We start from the raw sequence: 22,456 nt of genomic DNA on the forward strand, positions 1-22,456 counted from the left end.
AATACAATTAGGTCGCGTTATAGGTTGAAAAGGCAAAACTTTTTTAGCAATTAGCCTTGTTTTCTTTTGTAAGTATCAGAATAGGTGTGTTTTCCGACTTCTGTTCTTTTACTTCACATTTTCTGTAAGGTCCGCATTTGTATCGTCTCGGTCCGCAGGAGACCAAAGTCATACCGATTATCATCACCAAGCTTACAATTTTAATACAATGTTTCATGTTTATTTCATTTGTAGGATTTGCATTTTTAATAATTCATCCAAATAACTTCTATTGTTAGACAGTCTTGGAATTTTGTGCTGTCCGCCAAGTTTGTCTTTCTCTTTTAACCAGTCGTAAAACAAATGAGGACGTGCTATATTCAATTTTAACGCATTAAGCGTCATGTTATTATGTCTTTTGGCTTCGTAATCAGAATTAAGCTTTTGTAAATTCTCATCTAAAAGTAAAGCAAAGTGTTCTGTGTTCATGGGATAGGTCTTAAACTCGATCAACCATTCGTGAGCCCCTTTTTCTTTTTCTTTCATAAAAATCGGAGCTACAGTATAATCAATCACTTCACAACCTAATTCCTGACAAGTTTTGGCAAGTGCTTTATCTGTGTTTTCAATCATAAGCTCCTCGCCGAAAACATTGATGTGGTGCTTGGTTCTGCCGGTTACCATAATTCTGTAGGGATTGAGTGATGTAAAACGCACGGTATCACCGATTAAGTAACGCCATAATCCGGAATTGGTGCTGATGACCAAAGCATAATTTTTATGCAATTCAACCTGATGTAAAGGAATTGTTCGCTGCTGCGGTGTGCCGAAAGTTTCCATTGGAATGAACTCGTAAAAAATTCCGTAGTCAAGCATTAATAATAACTCATTGGAGTTATTCTGGTCCTGAAGTGCAAAAAAGCCTTCAGATGCATTATAAATCTCATAGAAGTTGAAGTCTTTTTTCGGGAACAACTTCTGGTATTGCTCTCTGTAAGGTTCAAAGCTTACACCACCGTGAAAATAGACTTCTACATTAGGCCAGATATCCAGGATGCTTCCTCGTTTTGTGGTTTCTAATGTTTTATTAAGCAGAACCATCATCCAACTCGGAACGCCAGCCAGACTGGTAACGTTTTCTTGAACGGTTTCGTTAATGATAGCCGGAAGTTTGGTTTCCCAATCACCCATCAGCGACACTTTGTTGCTCGGAGTTGAACTGAATTCTGCCCAGATAGGCATATTGTCAATTAAGATGGCAGAAAGGTCTCCGAAAAAAGTATTGTTGTCTTCATATAATTGTTTACTACCTCCTAATCGCAAGCTTTTGCCAGTAAATAATTCTGAATCTTCATTGTTGTTCAGGTAGAGGCACAACAGGTCTTTACTGGCTTTGTAATGACAGTTTTCCAGTGCTTCCGTACTTACCGGAATGAATTTGCTTTTAGCATTAGTGGTTCCGCTCGATTTAGCAAACCACTTGATGGAAGTAGGCCAAAAAACATTTTGCTCGCCTCTGCGCGTTCGTTCAATCAAAGGTTCCAGATCTTCATAATTCGAGATCGGGATTCGTTCGCAAAAAGTTTCGTAGCTTTTGATAGATCCAAAATCATATTTTTTACCTATAACAGTGTTTTCAGCTATTTTCAAAAGATTGAAAAGCAGTTCTTCCTGTACTTCATGGGGATATTTCAAAAACAATTCCATTTGATGGACTCGTTTTTTAAGAAGCCATGAAGCAATAGAATTAATTATAGGTAAAGGCATTTTTTAAAAAGTATAATTATGAATTACAATTTATGAATTATAACTTTACCAAAAATAATATTTTTTTTAAATTTTAAATCTAATTATTAAGCAAAATAGTAATGACATACCAAGGAGTTCTGCAAAAAATGCAAACAGAATTAACGGATCCTATAGATTATTATCTGGTTTTTGAAGATAGTTTTCTAAATCTTAATCAGATTTTAGGTAAAAATTTAGAAATTCAGTTTCAAGGCTATCAGTGCTTAAATTGCGGACAACCGAAAAAGATATTCCGACAAGGTTTTTGTTACGATTGTTTTATGAAGAGCCCCGCAGTAGGCGACTGGATTATGAAACCGGAATTGAGTACAGCACATTTGGGGATTGAAGATCGTGATCTGGAATATGAAAAAAGAGTACAATTGCAACCGCATATTGTTTACCTTGCTTTGTCAAGTGAAGTGAAAGTAGGAGTTACAAGGAAAACTCAGGTTCCTACTCGTTGGATCGATCAGGGAGCGATTGAAGCAGTGCCGATAGTAGAAGTGCCTAACAGATATTTAGCCGGAATTACAGAAGTAGCATTAAAAGAACATTTTACGGATAAAACGAGTTGGCAGAAAATGCTAAAAAATGATGTGGTTCAGGCTGATCTGGTAAAGGAAAGAGAGAAAGTGCAGAATTGGTTACCTAAAGAAATTTTACCATATTATACGGAATATGCTAAAATTTATGATTTGCATTATCCGGTTTTGCATTACCCTAAAAAAGTAAGTAGTTTAAATCTGGAAAAAGTACCTGATTACAAAGGGACATTAACCGGTATAAAAGGGCAATACCTGATGTTTGAAGATGGTACGGTCTTTAATGTACGGACGTATGAGGGATATGTTGTAAAACTATCATTATAAAAAAAGCCGATTTTTAAAAATCGGCTTTTTCATTTTATCATTGATTATTCACTTTTCTTTTTCTTGAATAAACTATTAATCGCATCAGAAGCTTTTTCTTTAACTGTAGTTTTTACGTCTTCTTTTGTTTCTGTTTTAGTAGAATCAGAAGTGGTAGAATTAGAAGAAGCATCTTTGTTACCTCCTAGTAAATTGCTTAATGCACCTGTTCCCTGATTAATTAATTTTTCTTTCTGCATTTGTACCAATTGCGAAGCTAAATTGGTCGTAGCTTGCTTTAAATCTGTTTTTACAGAAGGACTGGTAAAGCTTCCTGTAAGATTTGCTGTAACCGGAACACTTTCGATTTTCTGTTGGTCTGAAGCAGAAAGTTTTGAAATCAAATTGTTAACTTCAGTGCCTAAATATTTGGCAGGAACATCAAAAGTAACATTGTAATTCATGGACTGGTCAAAGCCATGTGTTCCGTCAACGGTCATGTTGATATCCTGATATTTTAAGTTCATTGGTTTTAGAGCAACTTTACCGTCTTTGAATGTTAAAGAGGCTTTTACATCGTCTAAGTTCAATTTGCTTACATCTATGAATTGAACGTTAGAGGCTAATGAAGACAATAACTTGGAGTTTTCAGTATTTACTGAGGTTGATAGTAATTGTCCGAATAGATCTCCGGAAATAGTTTTTAAATCGGGAGTCATGTCATTAGTTAAATTACCGGATAATTTAATGGTGGAATTCAGTTTACCGTTAATCGTATTAGCGATAGGAGCAATGCTCTTTAACATGTCAACCTGAGTAAAGGATTCGGCAATATTAACACTGTTCAATCCCAGATCCATATTGAATTTCGGAGTGTTCTCTTTAGTAGAAACTGTTCCCGTTAAACCGATATTTCCTCCGAAGATATCCATTTTGAGGTTGCTCAAAGTAATGGCTTCATCTTTAATGGCTAAATTACCGGAAACATTTTTCAGGTTTAAATTATCGTAAACCACAGTGTTGGCTTTAGCAGATAAGGTACAATCCAGAAAAGCCGGTATTTTAACAGCTTCAGTAGTGGTTGTTCCGGTAGTTTCGTCAGTAGTGGTCGTAGGAGCCATAAAATCAGAAACGATCAATTTGTTAGAAGCCAGATCAAAATTTCCTTTTAAAGTTTGATTCTTGAATAAGAATCCGTAGAAATTATCCAATCCGCCACTTACCTTAATATCACTTGATCCGGTAACAGCATCAAAATCATTTAATTTAATCTGGTTCGGGTTAAAAGTGATGGAAGTATTATTGATTTTGAACGGTTTTGCTAATTCAGGTCCTTCGTAGTTGAATCCTCCTGTTAAGCTGATATTACCTGAGTTTTGTATGTTTTGATATTGGCTGTTTTCAACAGACTTCATGTCAAATTTTGTAGCGACATCGGCTTTTAAAACTCCGGAAAGAGGTTGGTCTAACTGTACCGGATACGCTTTAGTAACATTGGCTAAGTTGATCACGCCGTTTAATTTTGCGTCTACAAGAGCATTTTCTGTTAAGTTTTTAATATTAGCCTTAGCATTGAATACATCCTGGTCAATGGCAAATGACAACTGGTTCAGATCTACATAGATATCTTTCATGTTACCGGTTTCGTTCACAATATGTGTGTCAATTACGATATTTTTAACCGATTTTGGAAGGTCAGGATATTGGAATGAAGCATTTTTAGAGGCTAATTCAATGTTAAATTTAGGAATAGTTGTTTCCGTTAGTTTTCCGTCTACTTTACCCGAAACTTTAAACTCTCCGCTTGTTTTTACTTTACTGATATCTCCGGAATATGCTTCAGGAACTAAACCTAAAAAGTTTTTGAAATCTGAGTCCGGCGTGCCGAAAGTAAGCTTGTACAATTGCCCGTCCTCTACCATTTGCAGAAATCCGTCGAATTCCAGAGGTAGCTGATTGATCAGGGCTTTATTGTCTTTGAATTCAAATTTCATATTGTCCAGATCAATTCCTAAAACAGCGTCTAAAGATAAAGCCACATTTCTCATGTAGTTTGTACCGTCCATATCAAAAGAGAGCTTGGTGTTGGTATGAGTGTCCAGATCCAGTTTTTGCTCGGCAAAATTACCTGTTCCGTTATGGTTCAGGCTGTCTAATGCCAGTTTCATATTAGAACTTTCATCAAAATAAACCATTCTCAGATTGTTGATCTCATAGTTTTGAATGTTTAGGTTAAAAGGTTGGCTTTCGGAATCTTCTTTAGTGTCTTCTTCATTTGTTTTTAAAGCAATGTCATAATTACCTATTCCGTCTTTGTTGATGATCAAATTTACTAAAGCATTTGAAGAAGAGAAGCTTTCTAAGTTCATGGCTTCGTTTTCGCCTTTAAAAAGCTCTTTAATGCTCATTTTTACATTAAGGTCTCCGGCATAAAACAAAGTGTCTCCTTTAAAAGGAGCTTTGTTGATGATGCTCAGATCGGCTATGTTTACGCTGGCATTGGGAAAATTTCGCAGTAAACTAAGATCTACGTCGGCAAACGACACTTCCGCATCTACATTTTCGTTAATGGATTTTAAAACAAGCGCTTTGATCTTGTCTTTAAAAATAAATGGAGCAGCAGCTAAGGCAATAATGGATATCAATAAGAAAATCCCAACGCCTTTAAGTATCTTTTTTAGCATAACGTATTGAGGTTTTTAGTGTTAAAATGAACTAAGTAAGTTGCAAAAATAAAAGCTATTGATTTAAAAATATTTAATATTACGTTAAAAAAATGAAGCTAATCAACGAATAATTCTTCATTAACATTCAGTTTGAACTTTTTGCGGAATAAATATACGGCTAAATACATAAAAGGAGTGTCCAGTAAAGCAATAAAAACTTTAAATGCAAAACCGCTTACAAATAATTTTCCGAAGAGTTCCCAAGGCAGGATTTTAAAAGCACAAAGTAAGAATAACACAGAGAACGTGTCAACGGCCTGTGAGGTCATGGTTGAGAAATTGTTGCGAACCCAAAGCATTTTACCTTTTGTAATTCTTTTCCAAAAATGATAAACCTGAATGTCAATATACTGAGCGGCTAAATAGGCGATCATAGAAGCCAGTACGGCTAAAGCTGTTTGTCCGAAAACTTTAGTAAAAAGTTCGTCGTTTACCGGAGAGTTCTCTATAGCAGGAGCTAGATTAGCAGTATAGATTATTCCCAGGGAAAAAACAGAAGCAAAGATTCCTGTGGTAACGACCTGATTAGCCTTTTTCTTTCCGTAGATCTCAGAAATGATATCTGTTACTAAAAAAGTTATAGGGTAAGGAATGATACCTACTGATATTTCAAAAAGTTTAGCGCCGAAAATTTCAATATCTCCGAATGGATACCAATAGAAGAACTTTTGAAAAATCAGATTGGAAACAACCAGAGAACATATAAACAGGGCACTTAGTGTAAAATAGATGCGTTGGGCTAAAAATTTATCTGTACTACTCATTCTGTTTAAAATTACACAAAGATACTTAAACGTGCATAAAAAAAGCCACTCCTGAAGAATGGCTTTTTGCTTTTTATTTTTTTGAAATACTATTCAATTTTAATTTCATAAGGTATAATAGCTTGAATGCCTTTGCGGTTTTGAACACGTCTTAGTTGTTCTAAAACCTGATAATTAGCTTCCCCGATCTCTTCTTTGATCATTTGTTCGCGTGTTTTAAACATAGCTAGTCCGGTATAATTGGCTAACAGATCTTGGAAATTTTTCTCATATTCAGGGAAATTCTTTGTTTTGTAAGAATCGGTTTTAGCCACTTTTGCAGCATAAGCAATAGCGTCGTCTAATCCTCCTAATTCATCTACCAGACCAATTCTAAGAGCGTCAGCTCCTGTCCAAACTCTTCCCTGTGCTATGGCATCAACGGCTTGAGGAGACATTTTTCGGCCGTCTGCAACCCTTTTTACAAAAGTATCGTATACATTTTCAATACTTTCCAGTGTAAAGTTTTTGAAGTTTTCATCTAAGGGTTCAAAGATGCTGTATCCACCGGCGTTTTCATGAGTTTTTACTTGTTCTGCATTAATCCCGATGTTTTTAGCCAATTGGTTCATATTAGGCAGCATACCGAAAACTCCGATCGATCCGGTAATAGTACTAGGCTCGGCAAAGATCTTATTGGCATTACACGAAATATAATAACCACCGGAAGCGGCATAATTTCCCATAGAAACAATAACCGGTTTTACTTTCTTGGTAAGTTCGATTTCTCTCCAGATCAGATCAGAGGTCAAAGCGCTTCCTCCCGGACTGTTAACACGTAATACGACAGCTTTAATATTTTTGTTTTTACGGGCTTCTTCTAATGATTTGCGGATAGCACCTTCGCCAATAACATTGATGTCTCCTTCACCGCCGGCAATTTCGCCTTGTGCGTAGATAATGGCAATGATATCTTCTTTGTCGAAATCTTTTGCGGTCGTTGCTACTTTTTTAGCATAATCTAAGATTTCAATCTTGTTGTAATCATCAGAAGGTTTCACTTTCAGAGCTGTTTTAATAGCTTCGTGGTAAACGTCTTCATAAGCTATTTTATCGACTAAGTTTTTAGCTAAAGCTAATTCCGGAGTACGGCCGCCTAATGAATTAGCAATACTGTTTAAACTATCTACAGAAATGTTTCGGCTGATAGAAATGTCATCGGCAATGGTTTTCCAAGCCGATTCTAATAAAACAGTCATCTGTTCACGGTTTTCAGGACTCATTTCCTGTGAAAGGAATGGTTCTACTGCACTTTTGTATTTTCCGTGACGTATAACTTCCATTTTGATACCGGTTTTTTCCTGAAGCTCTTTCATGTACAGGATCTCAGAGCTTAAACCTTTAAAATCAAGTTCGCCAACAGGGTTTAAATACAGAGTATCGGCAACCGAGTTCAGGTAATAGTCTTTTTGCGTCATGTAATTAGAATAAGCAACTATGAATTTCCCCGATTTTTTAAAATCTTCTAATTTGTCGCGAAGGGCTTTACTTTGAGCTAATCCCAATTCTGAAAAGTTATTCAGGATAGAGATTCCTTTGATGTTTTCGTCTGTTTTAGCATAATCAATAGCATTTAAAACATCAATCAGACCGTTATGGTTGGTCTCAATATAATTAAAGTCTTTAAAATTTACTTTTCCTGCATAATCAAGGTTTACATTCGATAAATCCAGTTCAATAACCGAATTATCTTTTAGTGTAATTTTATCACCATCTCCGCCTGCTATTACACTGATAAAAAGCAGTCCGAAGAAGAATAACATACAAAAAATAAAGATTCCCACAACTGTGGCTAATACATTTCCTAAAAATTTCATTTTCGTTTGATTAAATAATCTGGACTAATATGTCTGTTAAAATGTTAAAATGTTACATGTTCATAAAAAAATAAATTTGTTCGGTTTTAAGTGTAAAATAGTTTGTTATTTTGCCCTTGTATGAAAAACCAAAATCAAATAATTATTTCCATAGGCAGTAATACAGGAGATAGACGTAATTATGCAAAACAGTCAATTCGTCTTATTCATGAAAGAGTTGCAACGGTCGTAAAAGTGTCTAAAGTATATGAAACACCGGCTTGGGGATTTGAAAGCGAAGCTTTCTTAAATTTAGCGATTTTGGTTCATACCACTAAGAGTCCTGCTAAAGTTTTAAAAGAACTATTGAAAATAGAAAAAGAGTTAGGCAGGGTAAGACAAGAAGGAGCAGGGTATCAGGCAAGAACGATAGACCTGGATATTATAGCGGCTAATGAAGATATTATAACAACCCATGATCTGACTGTTCCACATCCGCAAATGCAGAACCGAAAGTTTGTGTTGCTCCCATTTAGGGATATTGATAGCCAATGGAAACATCCGGTTTTAAAGAAAACAGCGGGAGAGTTGTTACAGGAAACTCAGGATGATTCCGACTGTGTGGTTTTTCAGGAACGATTAGGATCACCATTAGCAACTTTGGGAATAGAACAGTATAATTATATTGCTATTGAAGGGAATATAGGAGCCGGGAAAACAACATTAGCAACCAAACTGTCAGAAGATTGCAATGCTAAACTGGTTTTAGAACGTTTTGCTGATAATCCTTTTTTACCGAAGTTTTATAAAGACCAAAATCGCTATGCTTTTCCTCTGGAAATGTCTTTTCTGGCAGATCGTTACCAACAGTTAACGGATGATCTGGCGCAGTTTGATTTATTTAAAGATTTTATTGTAGCGGATTATCATATTTTTAAGTCGTTGATTTTTGCTAAAGTAACACTTCAGGAAGACGAATACCGCTTGTATAAAACAATGTTTGATATTATTCACAAGGAAATGCCTAAGCCTGACCTGTATGTGTATTTGTATCAAAATACCGATCGCCTTTTAGGAAACATTAAAAAACGAGGCAGAAGTTATGAGCAGGAAATTCCTTCAGAGTATCTGGAAAAGATCAATCGAGGCTATTTGGATTACATCAAGACACAAACTGACTTGAACGTTTTGATTTTAGACGTTACGGATCTCGATTTTGTGAAAAAGCAGGAAGATTATGTTTTTATTTTAGATCAAATCCATAAAAAGACAAAGGAAGGTTAGTTCTCAGCCTTAAATCCAAGTTTTTGAAACAGATCCCAGATAACGATTCCTGCACTAACAGAGATATTCAGAGAATGTTTACTTCCTAATTGCGGGATTTCAATGACACCATCACTTAGATCAATTGCTTTTTGGGAAACACCTTTTACTTCATTTCCGAAAACTAAAGCATATTTTTCATTGGGCTGAACCTGAAAATCATTCAGCATAATTGAATTTTCAGTCTGTTCTACAGAAAAGATATTGATCTTTTCTTCTTTTAGTTTTTGAATAACTTCCAAAACATCTTTGGTATATTCCCAAGTTACCGTTTCCGTAGCACCTAAAGCCGTTTTGTGTATCTCTTTGTTAGGAGGTGTAGCCGTAATGCCGCATAAGTATATTTTTTCCAGTAAAAAAGCATCACTTGTTCTAAAAACAGAACCGATATTATGTAAACTCCTGATATCATCTAAAATTACAATAATAGGTGTCTTTTCAGCAGTCTTAAATTCTTCTTTGCTAATACGGTTTAACTCTTCGTTGGCTAATTTTCTCATTTGATACAGTGGATAAGTCACAAAGTTGCAAAGATACAAAGTTTGATAGTTTTATAAACGGAGTTAATTGTAATTGAATTTTGATCTTGCAATTGTGCATGAATTTCTTACCTTCGCAAGGACTAAAATTAAAGATTGTGGCAAAAAAGGAAGCGTCTAAAACGAAAGAAAAAGCAAAAAAAGAAACCCCGTTAATGCAGCAGTATAACACTATCAAGGCAAAATATCCTGATGCTTGTTTGTTGTTTAGAGTAGGAGATTTTTATGAGACTTTCGGTGAAGATGCGGTGCGTACAGCAAATATACTTGGAATTGTATTGACCAATCGAAATAACGGAGGAGAAAATTCAGCACTCGCAGGATTTCCGCACCATTCTCTGAACACGTATTTACCTAAGTTAGTTAAAGCAGGACTTCGCGTAGCGATCTGTGATCAGCTGGAAGATCCTAAAATGACCAAAACCATTGTAAAACGCGGAGTAACGGAACTGGTAACGCCGGGAGTGGCAATGAACGATGAGGTGCTGCACGCAAAATCCAATAATTTCTTAGCATCTGTTCATTTTGGGAAGAAACTTTTAGGAGTTACTTTTTTAGATGTGTCAACCGGAGAATTTTTAACAGCTCAGGGCAATGAAGAATATGTAGATAAATTGCTGCAAAACTTTAATCCGAGTGAGATTTTAGTGTCCAAACAATTCAAAAATAGATTTAAAGAAACCTTCGGGGAAGATTTTCATACATTTTATCTGGAAGATTGGATATACAAAGAAGATTATGCTTTAGAAAACCTGACCAAGCATTTTCAGACCAATTCGTTAAAAGGTTTCGGCATCGAAGAATTACCGGAGGGAATCATTGCCTCAGGAGCAGTGTTGTATTACCTTTCGGAAACGCAACATAATAAGATACAACATATTACTAATATTCAGCGTATCGCTGAAGATGCGTATGTGTGGATGGATCGTTTTACCATTCGCAATCTGGAATTGTATCATTCAGCGAATGTAAATGCTGTAACGCTTTTGGATGTTATCGATAAGACTTTGTCCCCCATGGGAGGAAGGCTGTTAAAACGATGGCTGGCTTTGCCGTTGAAAGATGTATCCCGAATTAAAAGCCGACATGAAGTGGTCGCTTATTTAAAAGAACATTCCGAAATTCTGACGCAAATTCAGTATCAGATCCGGCAAATTTCCGATCTGGAGCGTTTGATCTCTAAAGTAGCAGCCGGAAAAGTGTCGCCGAGAGAAGTTATTTACCTTAAGGACTCACTGGATGCTATTATTCCCATTAAAATATTGGCTTTACAAAGTGAGAATGAAGCATTAAAAGCGATCGGTGATAGTCTGCATGCCTGTGAACTGTTACGGGAAAAGATAGGAACTACAGTTCATCCGGAAGCACCGGTTAATATTAATAAAGGAAATGCTATCGCAGTAGGAGTGAATCCGGAACTGGACGAATTGCGTAATATTTCTGCAAACGGGAAATCGTATTTAGAAGAACTGGAACAACGAGAAAGTGAGCGAACCGGTATCCCGTCTTTGAAGGTGGCTTTTAATAATGTTTTCGGATATTATATTGAAGTTCGGAATGCTCATAAAGATAAAGTTCCTTCGGAATGGATCCGTAAACAGACATTAGTCAATGCAGAGCGTTATATTACGGAAGAACTAAAAGAATATGAAGCTAAGATTTTAGGCGCGGAAGAGAAGATTCAAACACTGGAAAGCCAGATATTTGAACAGTTGATTAACTGGATGGCCACGTATATAAAACCGGTTCAACATAATGCGAATCTGGTAGCCCAACTTGATTGTTTGCAGTCATTCACACAGTTGGCCATTGAAAATAAGTATATCCAACCGGAACTGGACGATTCGTTTGATCTGGATATTAAAGAAGGAAGGCATCCGGTTATTGAAAAACAATTACCGATAGGCGTACCTTATATTTCTAACGATGTTTTCTTAAATAGAGAAACGCAACAGCTTATCATGATCACCGGGCCTAATATGTCGGGTAAATCCGCTATTCTGAGACAAACGGCTTTGATTGTATTGTTAGCACAAATGGGAAGTTTTGTACCGGCCGAAAGCGTGCGAATGGGAGTTGTTGATAAGATCTTTACTCGGGTAGGAGCGAGTGATAATATTTCGATGGGAGAATCTACGTTTATGGTCGAAATGAATGAAACGGCTTCTATCTTGAACAATGTTTCTGAAAGAAGTTTGGTGTTGTTGGATGAGATCGGACGTGGAACTTCTACATATGACGGAATTTCGATTGCCTGGGCAATTTCAGAGTATTTGCACGAACACCCTCATAAACCCAAAACATTGTTTGCGACCCATTACCACGAATTGAACGAAATGGAAGGACTCTTTGAACGTGTTCAAAACTTCAATGTTTCGGTAAAAGAGTTGAAAGATACCGTATTGTTTATTCGTAAGTTGGTTAAAGGCGGAAGTGCACATAGTTTCGGTATTCATGTAGCCAAAATGGCCGGAATGCCGCAAACGGTAATCCAAAAAGCGCAAAAGATGTTGAAAAAGTTAGAGAAAGAACATTCCGGAGCCGAATTGAGCGGACTGAAAGATGCCGCAGAAGAAGAAATGCAATTGAGCTTTTTTAATTTAGACGATCCGCTTTTAGAAGAAATCCGGGAAGAGATTGTCAATATTGACATTAATACATTAACGCCTGTTGAGGCCTTGATGAAGCTGAATGAGATAAAGCGAATGTTGGCTAAAAAATAATTTAAAAATAAGCTATTCGTTATCAAAACATTAGAAAAAAGTTTATTTTTTTCTTTTAAAAGTACTTGTAGAAATAAAAATATGTTCTATATTTGCACTCGCAATACGGAACAAGTATAGCGAAGTTCTTTAAAAACGCGAAAATAGCTCAGTTGGTAGAGCGCAACCTTGCCAAGGTTGAGGTCGCGGGTTCGAACCCCGTTTTTCGCTCAACTACCAAGATAAAGATATTAGCTCGAGTGGTGGAATTGGTAGACACGCTGGACTTAAAATCCAGTGGACAGTAATGTCCGTGCGGGTTCAAGTCCCGCCTTGAGTACAAAAGCCTTGATTAATCTAAGATTGTCAAGGCTTTTTTGTTTTTAGAACTAACTGCATTTTATGACTACACAATTTTTTTTCTTTTTTCTCGTTCTTGTTTAGAATTAGTTTATTTAAGTGTAAATTCACACAATTATATTTGAAAACTTTAACAAAATGTACAGAAAAACTGTAACTGAGTTAAGTTGTAATCTTATACTTTTGAAGTTTGTTTAAATGTTTTTTTAAATTAATAAGTAAGTTTTGTTTTAAAAATGTATTTAAGAAATTTTTTTGGGTTAATAACCCAACGTCGTGTATGTGAAATTGAAAAACGACATTAAAGAAAAAGAGTAAACGAAAATTTAAAAGTGAAAATCGAAAGAGTAACTTAAACCTTTTTAATTGAATTTAAATTATGAAAATAAAAACATCAATTATAATTTTGTTTCTTACAGTTTTATTTAGTTCTTGTACTCAAGAAAATAGCAATGATGTTAAAATGAGTAAAAGTAATGTAAAATTATATAAAAGAGATAGCTATGAACTTGACGAAAAATTAACTTTAGAAAAAAGTACCTCTAAAGTTACAGATTTATTTTTAAATATGGGAGTTGTTGAGATTAATGTGAATCATTCAGATAGCTCTATCATATATGATTTTAACACAGAAAAAGGGTTTGGTGTGAATCAAGAATTTGTTGATTTAAAGGATTATACAATAACACTTAGTGAAGGTGCTATATCGATTAATTCTAATCCTGATATTAAGTTAACAATTTTGGATGATCAACCTTACATATTGTCTTCTTTTTATACTGGATTTGTTGAATCCGAAGATTTTTTTAATATTAAAGAGTTTAATATTCTTTTGTTTTTTATGAATGAAATGATTACTCCAGAAGAAATAAAAACAGATGCAAAACTTCCTGCAAGTGGTGGTGGGATTAGCGGAGGTTGTTCTTTTTGGAATACATATTATATATATGCTACAGGAGGTAGTAGGAGTGTGGCTGAAGCAAATTTACCAGCTGAAATAGCTCACTATACATCTGGTTTTAACACATTGGATTTGTCAGGATGCTCTGCTTTTGGAGGGGTTGATACATCTTGTCTATGGGAAAACCATGCTTGTGTAGCATCTCAGGCTTTTTGTTGTAACTAAAAATTAAAATTATGGAATTGATCATTTATTTAGGTATAATTAATCCGTCAGATATTGTGGTGGGTTCGATCGTTTATTTACTGACCACTATTACAGCTTTAGTATTAGTGCTAAAAAATGAAAAATCAACGTTTATTTTCTTCTGGATACTGTTGCTCCTGTTCTTACCTTTTTTAGGAAGTGTTTTCTATATTCTGAAATACTTTATCAATAAAAAGGTGTTGCAAAATAAACCTTCTTAAAAAGATATCAGAGCCAAATTTAATATTTGGCTTTTTTGTTTTATACTTTTTTGAGTACTTTTAAAGCAGAACTCAATTTTTAAACATAACGTTTTAGCAATTACAAAACTTTTATGGCAACTTTTATAATCACAAAAAGACCAAGTGGTTTCTACAAGTACGAATTAACATCCAGAAAAGGGAAAACAATTTTTACCAGTAATCCGTTTGAATTGCGTTTTGAGTGTGAAGAAGAAATAGAACACATTAAACAACATATTGATCGGATCTTTTTTATGAACTTTCGTTCCGGTAGTGGTAAATATTTTTTTAAATTGATTCTGGATGAGAAAGAAATTGCTGTCAGTAGGAAGTATACTACTCAGCTTTTAATGGAAAAAGGGGTCAATGAAATAAAAAAGTATATGGAGACAGCAGAGATCTTAGATTTTTCTGCTTCGATAGATATATTCGGAGCTATAGAAGAAGAAAAGAAATGAAAATAAAAAAGCCCTGCAATTTTGCAGGGCTTTTTTTGTACTGTTTGCTTAATATTAGTGAGCAGCTTCTTCAACAGCAGCAGCAGTGCTATCAACAGCAGCTTCAACAGCAGCAGCTGTAGTGTCAGCAGCAGCTTCAACAGCTTCTGTAGCCTCAGTAGCAGTAGCTTCAACAGCTTCTGTAGCCTCAGTAGCAGCAGCTTCAGTATTTTCAGCAGCTTCTTTACAAGATACGAACATCATAGCAACTAATGCTAAGCTTAAAACAACTTTTTTCATCTTACTAAATTATAAAAGGTTAATTATTAATTCATAGCAAAGATATAAATTTTTTGACTTGTCAAAATATTTTTAGATTTTTTTTTGTGAAAAAATATTTTTTTTTCGAACCCCTTGATTTATAAGGGGTATTATTAAAAAATACCTATATATTTCTTATTTTTTTGTCGATTTTTTAGGGTGTGCCATTTGCATTTCGTCTATTAAATTCTCAGCTCCTGCATATTTGTCGATGATAAATAGTACATAACGAATGTCAACCATGATGTTTCGGCATATTTCAGGGTCATAGTGGATATCACTCATAGTGCCTTCCCAAACACGGTCAAAGTTCAAACCTATCAAATTTCCGTTGGCATCAAGAGCAGGGCTTCCTGAATTCCCTCCGGTTGTGTGGTTGGTAGCAATAAAACAAACCGGTATTTTACCGTTTTCTGCATACGGACCGTAGTTTTTAGTTTTATAGAGTTCGATCAGTTTAGCAGGAACATCAAATTCATAATCGCCCGGAATGTATTTCTCCATAACGCCTTCTAAATGAGTGGAAGTTTCATAGTATACGGCATCACTGGGGTGATATCCTTTTACTTGTCCGTAGGTAATACGCAATGTGCTGTTTGCATCAGGGAAAAAGCGTCCATCGGGAAAAAGCTCCAGTTGAGCTTTCATATAGTCTCTTTGTAATCCTCCGATTTCTAAATCAATTGCATCATATTTAGGTGAAATGTTTTCATAGAAATTATCGGCTAATTTTTTAACCAATTGATACCCTTTGTCTTTGTGTAATGCCTTGATGACTTTTGATGCTTCTCCGCTTAAAAGAGATTGCAGGTTTTTGTAAGAAGTCAATTTAGATTTACTATAGATTTCATCGGTAGTTTTACCATAATCCATAGTTTTAAATTCGGTCGGGATCAATGGCGATTTCTGACCGTACAGAGCAATTAACTTCTCAAAGACTTGTTTGTCTACATTTACATTGAAATCTTTGTAGAAATTTTCAAGAGATTTAACGGTGTTTTCTTTTCTGTCGTTGAAAGCTTGTTCTCCTTTGGTTTTGTAAATTTGTTCCAATTGATACAAGCGGAAGCCAACATTCAATAGTTCGGTATTGCGGTAAACGACTTCTATAAAATAATCTCTGGCCAGTGCATAATCGTTGATTGCTTTATAGTTTTTCTCAAAATCGCTTAAAAGATTACCATAAGTGTCTTGTTTTCCTTGGGCAACAACTCTTTTTTGAAACTCGGTTTCAAAGTCTTTCTTCAATTGAACGGCATCTGATTTCTTTAGCCCTTGACTTTCTCCGATCCATTTTTTCCAATAATTTGCAATTCGGGCATATTTTGAAGCGTATTGAATTTTTATTGCTTTGTCTTTACGCATAAAACCATCCTGAACTTTTAAAGCAGCGTCGCGGATCTCTATTTTAGCCGGATTTAATGTATTTATGATTTGTTCTACGGCAAATGAAGGTAAATATTCCTGAGTTCTACCCGGAAAACCGAAAACCATAGTGAAGTCTCCTTCACTGATCCCGTCCAATGAAATGGGCAGGAAATGTTTCGGAGTATACGGAACGTTGTCTTTTGAATATTCGGCAGGTTTATTGTTTTTGTCGGCATAAATTCTGAAGATGGAAAAATCCCCTGTGTGGCGGGGCCAAACCCAATTATCGGTGTCAGAACCGAATTTACCGATCGAACTTGGCGGTGCTCCCACTAAACGGATGTCTTTGAATGTTTCGGTAACGAATAATAAATATTGGTTTCCTTCATAAAAGGTTTTGATCTTGTTTTCCTGCCAGGATTCTTTCGGAAAGCTCTTCTGGATACGGTTACTGTTTTCCTGAATCTTTTTTTGCTTCTCAGCTTCTGAAGTTAACTGACTAACGCCTTCCAGAACGGTATTGGTTACGTCATGTATGCTTACAATCAGGGTAGCTACCATTTTAGGGTTCGGCAACTCCTCATTTTGAGATTTTGCCCAAAAACCATCTTGTAAATAATCATGTTCTATGCTTGAATGGTTTTGGATCGCATCATAACCGCAATGGTGATTGGTTAGTAATAAACCTTTAGGAGAAATGATTTCAGCGGTACAACCACCGTCAAAATGCACAATTGCATCTTTCAAGCTAGATGTATTAGTGTCATAAATATCTTCTGCTGTCATTTTCATTCCCAACTGTTGCATTTCACTTTCGTTCATGCCTTCTAGCATGCTGGGAACCCACATACCTCCCTGCTGGGCTAAAATAGGGAAGCTAAGAAAAAGAATAAATAATTTTAAAAGTTTCATTTTGTATTGGTTTTTGGTTTGCAATTTACGTTTTTAAGAATTAGCCGTGCACTGCTTAGTTGTTAAAATATAATTCAAAATGGTTTGGGTTGCTCCTTTATTCATTTGAACAAAGGTTTCACAAATATGTCCTTTTTCCTTCCTTTCGTCTATGTTTTGGACTAATAGATTAAAACTGTGAGTTAGTTCGCTTTGGTTTTTTACAGAAATGCAACCTTCAGATTGTACCAAAGCTGTAGCTTCTGCAAAATGAGAATAATTCGGTCCGATAACGATCGGAACACCAAATGTTGCCGGTTCTAAAATGTTGTGAACCCCTGGATTTCCGAAACCACCGCCTACATACGCAATATCCGCATAGCTATATATTTTAGTCAAAATTCCTATAGTATCTATGATAAAAACCGTGTGATCAGAAAGTTGCTTGCCTTCTTTTTCAGAGAATAAAACTGTTTTTTTAGTGATCAACGATCTTAAAGTAGCAATTTGTTCTTTTTTAATGTTGTGCGGAGCAATAATAAATTTTATAGAATCGGGGCTTTGATTGATATAATTAGCTACAAGCTCTTCGTCTTTTGGCCAGGAACTGCCGATCACTATGGTTGTGCGATTTTCATCAAGTATAAAATCTTCGATAAAATCCAGAGAATTATCGCGCTCTAAAATGGCTGTAACACGGTCAAAGCGAGTATCTCCTGAAACAGTTACATTCGTAAAACCTATCGATCGGATCAATTGCTTAGAGGAATCGTTCTGTACAAAAAAATGTTCAAAAGTTTGCAGTGCCTTTTTATAAAATCCTCCGTACCATTTAAAAAATGCCTGCTCTTTCCTGAAAATACCGGAAATAAGATAAGTGTGGATTTGTCTTTTTTTGAGTTCGTTCAAATAATTAGGCCAGAACTCATATTTGATGAAAAAAGCCATTTCGGGGTGTGCAAGGTCTAAAAACGATACGGCATTGGGTTGAGTGTCTAATGGAAGATAAACCGTAGCGTCTGCAATTGGATTGTTCTTGCGCACTTCATAACCGGAGGGAGAAAAGAATGTTAAAACGATCTTATGTTCTGGAAATTCTTTTTTGATTTTTTCCATGACCGGAAGCCCTTGTTCGTATTCGCCTAAAGAAGCAGCATGAAACCAAATAACCCTATCCTGAGCTTGTATTTTATTTTTTAAGATCAAAAAGACATCTTTCCGTCCGTTGACAAAAAGCTTCATTTTAGGATTGAAAAAAGCGGTCAATTTCACGATCTGCGAAATCAAAAGAGTTGCGATATTGTACAGAAAAAACATTCACTTGAATTTGAGTGGCTAAAATAAACAAAAAATTGCTAATAAGGTTCTTTACAGAGCAATGGAAGGTGGTAAAATGTACAAGTAAAAATGGTAGAACCATTTAGTGCTAATCATAATTAATTCTTACTTTTGCTATACAAAATATTCGTTTTACAAATGAGAAAACTACAAATGGTTGACTTGAAAAGTCAATATGAAAAAATAAAAGAAGACGTAAATGCTTCCATTCAGGAAGTGTTGGATACTACTACCTATGTGAACGGTCCTTTAGTGCATCAGTTTCAGGCAGATTTAGAAAAATATTTAGGAGCAAAACATGTTATTCCTTGTGCTAACGGTACAGACGCTTTACAGATTGCCATGATGGGACTAGGTTTGAAACCGGGTGATGAGGTGATTACGGCCGATTTTACTTTTGCAGCAACGGTTGAGGTTATTGCTTTGTTACAATTGACTCCGGTATTGGTAGATGTAGATTTGGATACCATGAACATTTCAATCGAAGCTATTAAAAATGCAATTACGCCTAAAACAAAAGCAATTGTTCCGGTACATTTATTCGGTCGTGCGGCTAATATGGATGCAATCATGGAAATTGCCAAAGAACACAATTTATTTGTAATTGAAGATAATGCACAGGCAATCGGGGCTAACTATACATGGAATGACGGTGCTAAACAAAAAGTAGGAACTATCGGAAATGTAGGTGCAACTTCTTTCTTCCCGTCAAAAAATTTAGGTTGCTACGGTGATGGAGGTGCTATTTTTACGAATGATGATGAATTGGCGCATACGCTGAGAGGAATCGTAAATCACGGGATGTATGTTCGTTACCACCACGATGTAGTTGGCGTTAATTCCAGATTAGATAGTATTCAGGCCGGTGTTCTGAAAGCGAAATTACCGCATTTGGATGAGTATAACCAAGCCAGAAGAACAGCCGCAAAAAAATACAATGACATTTTAACGCAAAATGAAAATATTGTTGTTCCGCAATTTGACTGGAATGGAGACGATCATGTTTTTCACCAGTATGTGATCCGAATCACGAACGGAAAAAGAGACGATTTATTGGCTCATTTACAGGAAAAAGGAATTCCTTGTGCTATTTATTATCCTATTCCGCTTCATGAGCAAAAAGCTTATGTAGATTCCCGTTATAACGAAGCTGATTTTAAAGTAACGAATCAGTTGTGTAAAGAAGTGATCGCTTTGCCGATGCATACGGAATTAGATGATGAACAGATACAATTTATTACGGATGCTGTTTTAGAGTTTGTTTAATAATTTGTTTCTTTACGTTCCCCGAATCAACAAATTAATCTTATGAAAATACTTGTCACAGGAGGTCTTGGTTTTATAGGTTCACATACTGTTGTGGAGTTGCAAAATGAAGGTTTTGAAGTAGTGATCGTCGATAATCTGTCCAATTCGTCAAAAGATGTTTTGGGAGGAATAGAACGTATTACCAAGAGAAAGCCCCTTTTTGAGAATATTGACTTACGCGATAAAAAGGCTGTAAAGGAACTTTTTGCAACGTATAGTGATATAGTAGGCGTCATTCATTTTGCGGCAAGTAAAGCCGTAGGAGAAAGCGTGGAAAATCCGTTGTTGTATTATGAGAACAATATAAACACATTGGTATACCTTTTACAGGAATTGCAGGCAAAACCTAAAGCAAATATTATTTTCAGCTCTTCCTGTACTGTTTACGGACAGGCTGAGGAAATGCCAATTACCGAAAATGCGCCGGTTCAGCAGGCGATGTCTCCTTATGGCAATACCAAACAAATGGGAGAGGAGATCATTACGGATGTGGTTAAAGTATCTGATATAAATGCTGTTTTATTACGTTATTTTAACCCTATCGGTTCACATCCGTCAGCAGAAATAGGAGAGTTGCCTTTAGGCGTGCCGCAAAATTTAGTTCCCTTTATTACACAAACTGCTATGGGAATCCGGAAGAAACTTTCAGTTTACGGAGATGATTATCCTACAGCAGACGGTACGGCTGTTCGCGATTATATTCATGTCGTAGATCTGGCTAAGGCTCATGTTGTGGCTTTACAAAGACTGCTGCAAAACAAGAATGAGGCAAAGGTAGAAACCTTTAATATAGGAACCGGAACCGGAAGCTCTGTTCTAGAGGTCATCCATGCTTTTGAGAAAGTATCCGGACAAAAATTACCGTATAAAATTGTAGGCAGGAGAGAAGGAGATATTACGGAAGCATATGCCAATACAGATAAGGCCAATACCGTTTTGGGTTGGCAAGCGAAATCTACTTTAGAAGAAGCTTTGGCCAGTGCTTGGAAATGGGAACAAAAGATCAGAGAAAAGAAGTAAAAAATAATAAAAACCGAAGTATTGCTTCGGTTTTTTTATGCTATTTTTTTATTTCTTCTGCCGCCTCATTTAATTTTTCAGCACCTTTTCCTAAAGCTTCTCCTGTCTTTACTTTTAGAGTATCAACATGAGCTTCCATCTTAGCTGCAGTAGTATCTATTTTTTCTTTGACTTCCGTTTTTACAGCATCAGCTGCATCATCAATTTTTTCTTTGGTTTCTTCTTTACAAGAAACAGTTAATATAGCGATAAAGACCAACGCTAAAGCTGTTTTTTTCATATTAAATCGTTTTGAAGTTACGGTTGTACTAATTTAGTAAAAATTACAGTACCAATTCCGTATATAATCGGTCAAAAGTTTTATCTAAATTCTCGCTAAAACCGGAATGCGGTCGGGAAGTCTGAATACTGGAGCTTTTTACGGCGGTAAGCCATCTGAAACGTTCGGCTAATTCAAATTCGCCAATAGGTCCGCCCTCTTTTTTTCCGGAACAGATTTTGGTAAACGCTTCGATATTGATCTGTAGCTGTTCTATATCAAAATCCGGACAAAATGATAAGATCTTTTCTTTCGGGATGTGATATTGAATGCGCAGGTATCTCTGGCGTTTGCAAAAAAGCATTAAGCCGATATTGATGAATTCTTCGCGTTCCACTCTCGGTACAACACGAATCACTGCATAATCATATAAGTGTTTTTCGTGCATCCTGAGCTTGTTTTAAAAAGATTGAAGCATTCTTCAACCGTATTGCTAAAAATTGAAAGTAAACCGATTTGATTTCTTCAGGACTTAATTCATTATCCTCCCACTGTAACCAATCTTCCGGAATTCGATCTACAATATTTTTTAGGATAGAATCGTTTAGTTTATTGGTAAATTCAGTATGAGCTTCTTCCAGATTATCGGCTTTGGGCAGTAAAACATGGTCTTTGATCAGGGCAAATGGCGTAAGAGCGCTTTGTTCCCAATTTGTCCATGAGTGATGAAAATAGAAAGAAGCACCGTGGTCAATTAACCAGATCTCTTTTTTCCAGATCAGTAGATTAGTATTTTTAAACGTACGGTCAACGTTAGTGATAAACGCATCGAGCCAAACGATTTTAGAAGCCAAAAGAGCGTCACAATTATTAACTGCTGCGTCATACGTAAGCGCACCGGATAAATAATGAAGACCAAGGTTAAGCCCCTGACTGAATTTCAACAGATCCTGAATTTCTTCATCGGCTTCTGTTCTGCCAAAAGCTTCGTCTAAGGTAGCAAAAACCAACTCCGGAACGGGTAAGCCTAAATAACCGGCAATTTGTCCGCCTAAATATTCAGCAATTAAAGCTTTGACACCATGACCGGCACCTCTGAACTTTAAGACATATTTAAAATCGTCATCGGCTTCTGCTAAAGCGGGTAGTGAGCCTCCTTCGCGAAGCGGGGTAATATAGCGAATGACATTTACGGTTCGTAAATCCAAATTCATAAACGGAAACTTCTTTTAACAAAGATAAATAAAAAACTCCGATG

20 protein-coding genes and 2 tRNA genes are annotated in these 22,456 nt (G+C 36.0%); 10 read left to right on the top strand and 12 right to left on the bottom strand.

Annotated features, from left to right (window positions below):
- Nucleotides 1-43: 43 nt before the first annotated feature.
- A complete protein-coding gene (locus tag NHF50_RS09060; protein WP_170108190.1) occupies nt 44-217 on the bottom strand; it encodes a hypothetical protein in 174 nt (57 codons plus the stop codon).
- A gap of 2 nt (nt 218-219) precedes the next feature.
- Nucleotides 220-1,746, bottom strand: coding sequence for a GH3 auxin-responsive promoter family protein (locus NHF50_RS09065; protein WP_109569381.1), 1,527 nt, complete (start codon nt 1,744-1,746; stop codon nt 220-222).
- 101 nt (nt 1,747-1,847) lie between these two features.
- Between NHF50_RS09065 and NHF50_RS09070 the strand changes: the two genes are divergently transcribed.
- Nucleotides 1,848-2,639, top strand: a complete 792-nt coding sequence (locus tag NHF50_RS09070) for a DUF2797 domain-containing protein (RefSeq protein ID WP_252775942.1) — start codon at nt 1,848-1,850, stop codon at nt 2,637-2,639.
- A 44-nt stretch (nt 2,640-2,683) separates the two neighbouring features.
- On the opposite strand, the gene NHF50_RS09075 is transcribed toward NHF50_RS09070, so the two are convergent.
- The 3 genes from NHF50_RS09075 to sppA form a co-directional block, all read right to left on the bottom strand.
- A complete protein-coding gene (locus NHF50_RS09075; RefSeq protein WP_252775944.1) occupies nt 2,684-5,302 on the bottom strand; it encodes an AsmA-like C-terminal region-containing protein in 2,619 nt (872 codons plus the stop codon).
- Nucleotides 5,303-5,400: 98 nt separating this feature from the next.
- Complete coding sequence (locus NHF50_RS09080) at nt 5,401-6,108, bottom strand: queuosine precursor transporter (protein ID WP_252775946.1); 708 nt, start codon at nt 6,106-6,108, stop codon at nt 5,401-5,403.
- A gap of 89 nt (nt 6,109-6,197) precedes the next feature.
- The gene (sppA, locus tag NHF50_RS09085) at nt 6,198-7,964 is read right to left on the bottom strand and encodes a signal peptide peptidase SppA (RefSeq protein ID WP_252775948.1); all 1,767 of its coding nucleotides are present in this window, start codon (nt 7,962-7,964) and stop codon (nt 6,198-6,200) included.
- A 120-nt stretch (nt 7,965-8,084) separates the two neighbouring features.
- Between sppA and folK the strand changes: the two genes are divergently transcribed.
- Nucleotides 8,085-9,227 (top strand): 2-amino-4-hydroxy-6-hydroxymethyldihydropteridine diphosphokinase, encoded by a 1,143-nt coding sequence (folK, locus tag NHF50_RS09090; RefSeq protein WP_252775950.1) that lies wholly within the window; start codon nt 8,085-8,087, stop codon nt 9,225-9,227.
- On the opposite strand, the gene NHF50_RS09095 is transcribed toward folK, so the two are convergent.
- Complete coding sequence (locus NHF50_RS09095) at nt 9,224-9,766, bottom strand: RNA methyltransferase (RefSeq protein ID WP_252775953.1); 543 nt, start codon at nt 9,764-9,766, stop codon at nt 9,224-9,226. The two genes, folK and NHF50_RS09095, sit on opposite strands and share 4 nt — an antisense overlap.
- 194 nt (nt 9,767-9,960) lie before the next feature.
- On the opposite strand from NHF50_RS09095, the gene mutS reads away from it, so the two are divergent.
- The 6 genes from mutS (at nt 9,961) to NHF50_RS09125 (ending at nt 14,714) form a co-directional block, all read left to right on the top strand.
- Nucleotides 9,961-12,528, top strand: coding sequence for a DNA mismatch repair protein MutS (gene mutS / locus NHF50_RS09100; RefSeq protein ID WP_252777324.1), 2,568 nt, complete (start codon nt 9,961-9,963; stop codon nt 12,526-12,528).
- A gap of 137 nt (nt 12,529-12,665) precedes the next feature.
- A tRNA-Gly gene (locus NHF50_RS09105) sits at nt 12,666-12,738 on the top strand.
- Between the two features lie 23 nt (nt 12,739-12,761).
- A tRNA-Leu gene (locus NHF50_RS09110) sits at nt 12,762-12,847 on the top strand.
- 399 nt (nt 12,848-13,246) lie between these two features.
- Nucleotides 13,247-13,993, top strand: a complete 747-nt coding sequence (locus NHF50_RS09115) for a hypothetical protein (protein ID WP_252775954.1) — start codon at nt 13,247-13,249, stop codon at nt 13,991-13,993.
- 11 nt (nt 13,994-14,004) lie between these two features.
- Nucleotides 14,005-14,235 (top strand): PLDc N-terminal domain-containing protein, encoded by a 231-nt coding sequence (locus tag NHF50_RS09120; RefSeq protein WP_252775956.1) that lies wholly within the window; start codon nt 14,005-14,007, stop codon nt 14,233-14,235.
- 113 nt (nt 14,236-14,348) lie between these two features.
- Entirely contained in the window at nt 14,349-14,714 is a 366-nt protein-coding gene (locus NHF50_RS09125) for a YegP family protein (RefSeq protein ID WP_252775957.1), read from the top strand.
- 54 nt (nt 14,715-14,768) lie between these two features.
- Here NHF50_RS09125 and NHF50_RS09130 read toward each other — a convergent pair whose 3' ends face one another.
- From NHF50_RS09130 to NHF50_RS09140, 3 genes are all read right to left on the bottom strand, one after another.
- A complete protein-coding gene (locus NHF50_RS09130; protein ID WP_109569390.1) occupies nt 14,769-14,993 on the bottom strand; it encodes a hypothetical protein in 225 nt (74 codons plus the stop codon).
- 156 nt (nt 14,994-15,149) lie between these two features.
- Nucleotides 15,150-17,294 (bottom strand): S46 family peptidase, encoded by a 2,145-nt coding sequence (locus tag NHF50_RS09135; protein ID WP_252775959.1) that lies wholly within the window; start codon nt 17,292-17,294, stop codon nt 15,150-15,152.
- 33 nt (nt 17,295-17,327) lie between these two features.
- On the bottom strand, nt 17,328-18,590 hold the full coding sequence (locus NHF50_RS09140) for a 3-deoxy-D-manno-octulosonic acid transferase (protein ID WP_252775961.1): 1,263 nt from the start codon (nt 18,588-18,590) through the stop codon (nt 17,328-17,330).
- Between the two features lie 159 nt (nt 18,591-18,749).
- Here NHF50_RS09140 and NHF50_RS09145 point away from each other — a divergent pair, with 159 nt between their 5' ends.
- Together NHF50_RS09145 and galE are read left to right on the top strand one after the other, a co-directional pair.
- Nucleotides 18,750-19,877 carry a DegT/DnrJ/EryC1/StrS aminotransferase family protein gene (locus tag NHF50_RS09145; protein WP_252775962.1) on the top strand — a complete coding sequence of 376 codons (1,128 nt, stop codon included), beginning with the start codon at nt 18,750-18,752 and terminating at the stop codon, nt 19,875-19,877.
- A gap of 42 nt (nt 19,878-19,919) precedes the next feature.
- Nucleotides 19,920-20,939, top strand: a complete 1,020-nt coding sequence (gene galE, locus NHF50_RS09150; RefSeq protein WP_252775963.1) for a UDP-glucose 4-epimerase GalE — start codon at nt 19,920-19,922, stop codon at nt 20,937-20,939.
- A 40-nt stretch (nt 20,940-20,979) separates the two neighbouring features.
- Here galE and NHF50_RS09155 read toward each other — a convergent pair whose 3' ends face one another.
- The 3 genes from NHF50_RS09155 to NHF50_RS09165 are packed head-to-tail and all read right to left on the bottom strand — an operon-like array spanning nt 20,980 to nt 22,412.
- A complete protein-coding gene (locus NHF50_RS09155) occupies nt 20,980-21,219 on the bottom strand; it encodes a hypothetical protein (RefSeq protein WP_252775965.1) in 240 nt (79 codons plus the stop codon).
- A 43-nt stretch (nt 21,220-21,262) separates the two neighbouring features.
- Nucleotides 21,263-21,646 carry a DUF3037 domain-containing protein gene (locus NHF50_RS09160; RefSeq protein ID WP_109569395.1) on the bottom strand — a complete coding sequence of 128 codons (384 nt, stop codon included), beginning with the start codon at nt 21,644-21,646 and terminating at the stop codon, nt 21,263-21,265.
- The gene (locus NHF50_RS09165) at nt 21,624-22,412 is read right to left on the bottom strand and encodes a HipA family kinase (RefSeq protein WP_252775967.1); all 789 of its coding nucleotides are present in this window, start codon (nt 22,410-22,412) and stop codon (nt 21,624-21,626) included. Before NHF50_RS09165 ends, NHF50_RS09160 begins: the two co-directional genes overlap by 23 nt.
- Between the last annotated feature and the right edge of the window lie 44 nt (nt 22,413-22,456).

It is taken from the genome of Flavobacterium sp. NRK F10, from assembly GCF_024054235.1.
In the GTDB taxonomy this organism is placed as follows: Bacteria; Bacteroidota; Bacteroidia; order Flavobacteriales; family Flavobacteriaceae; genus Flavobacterium; species Flavobacterium sediminis.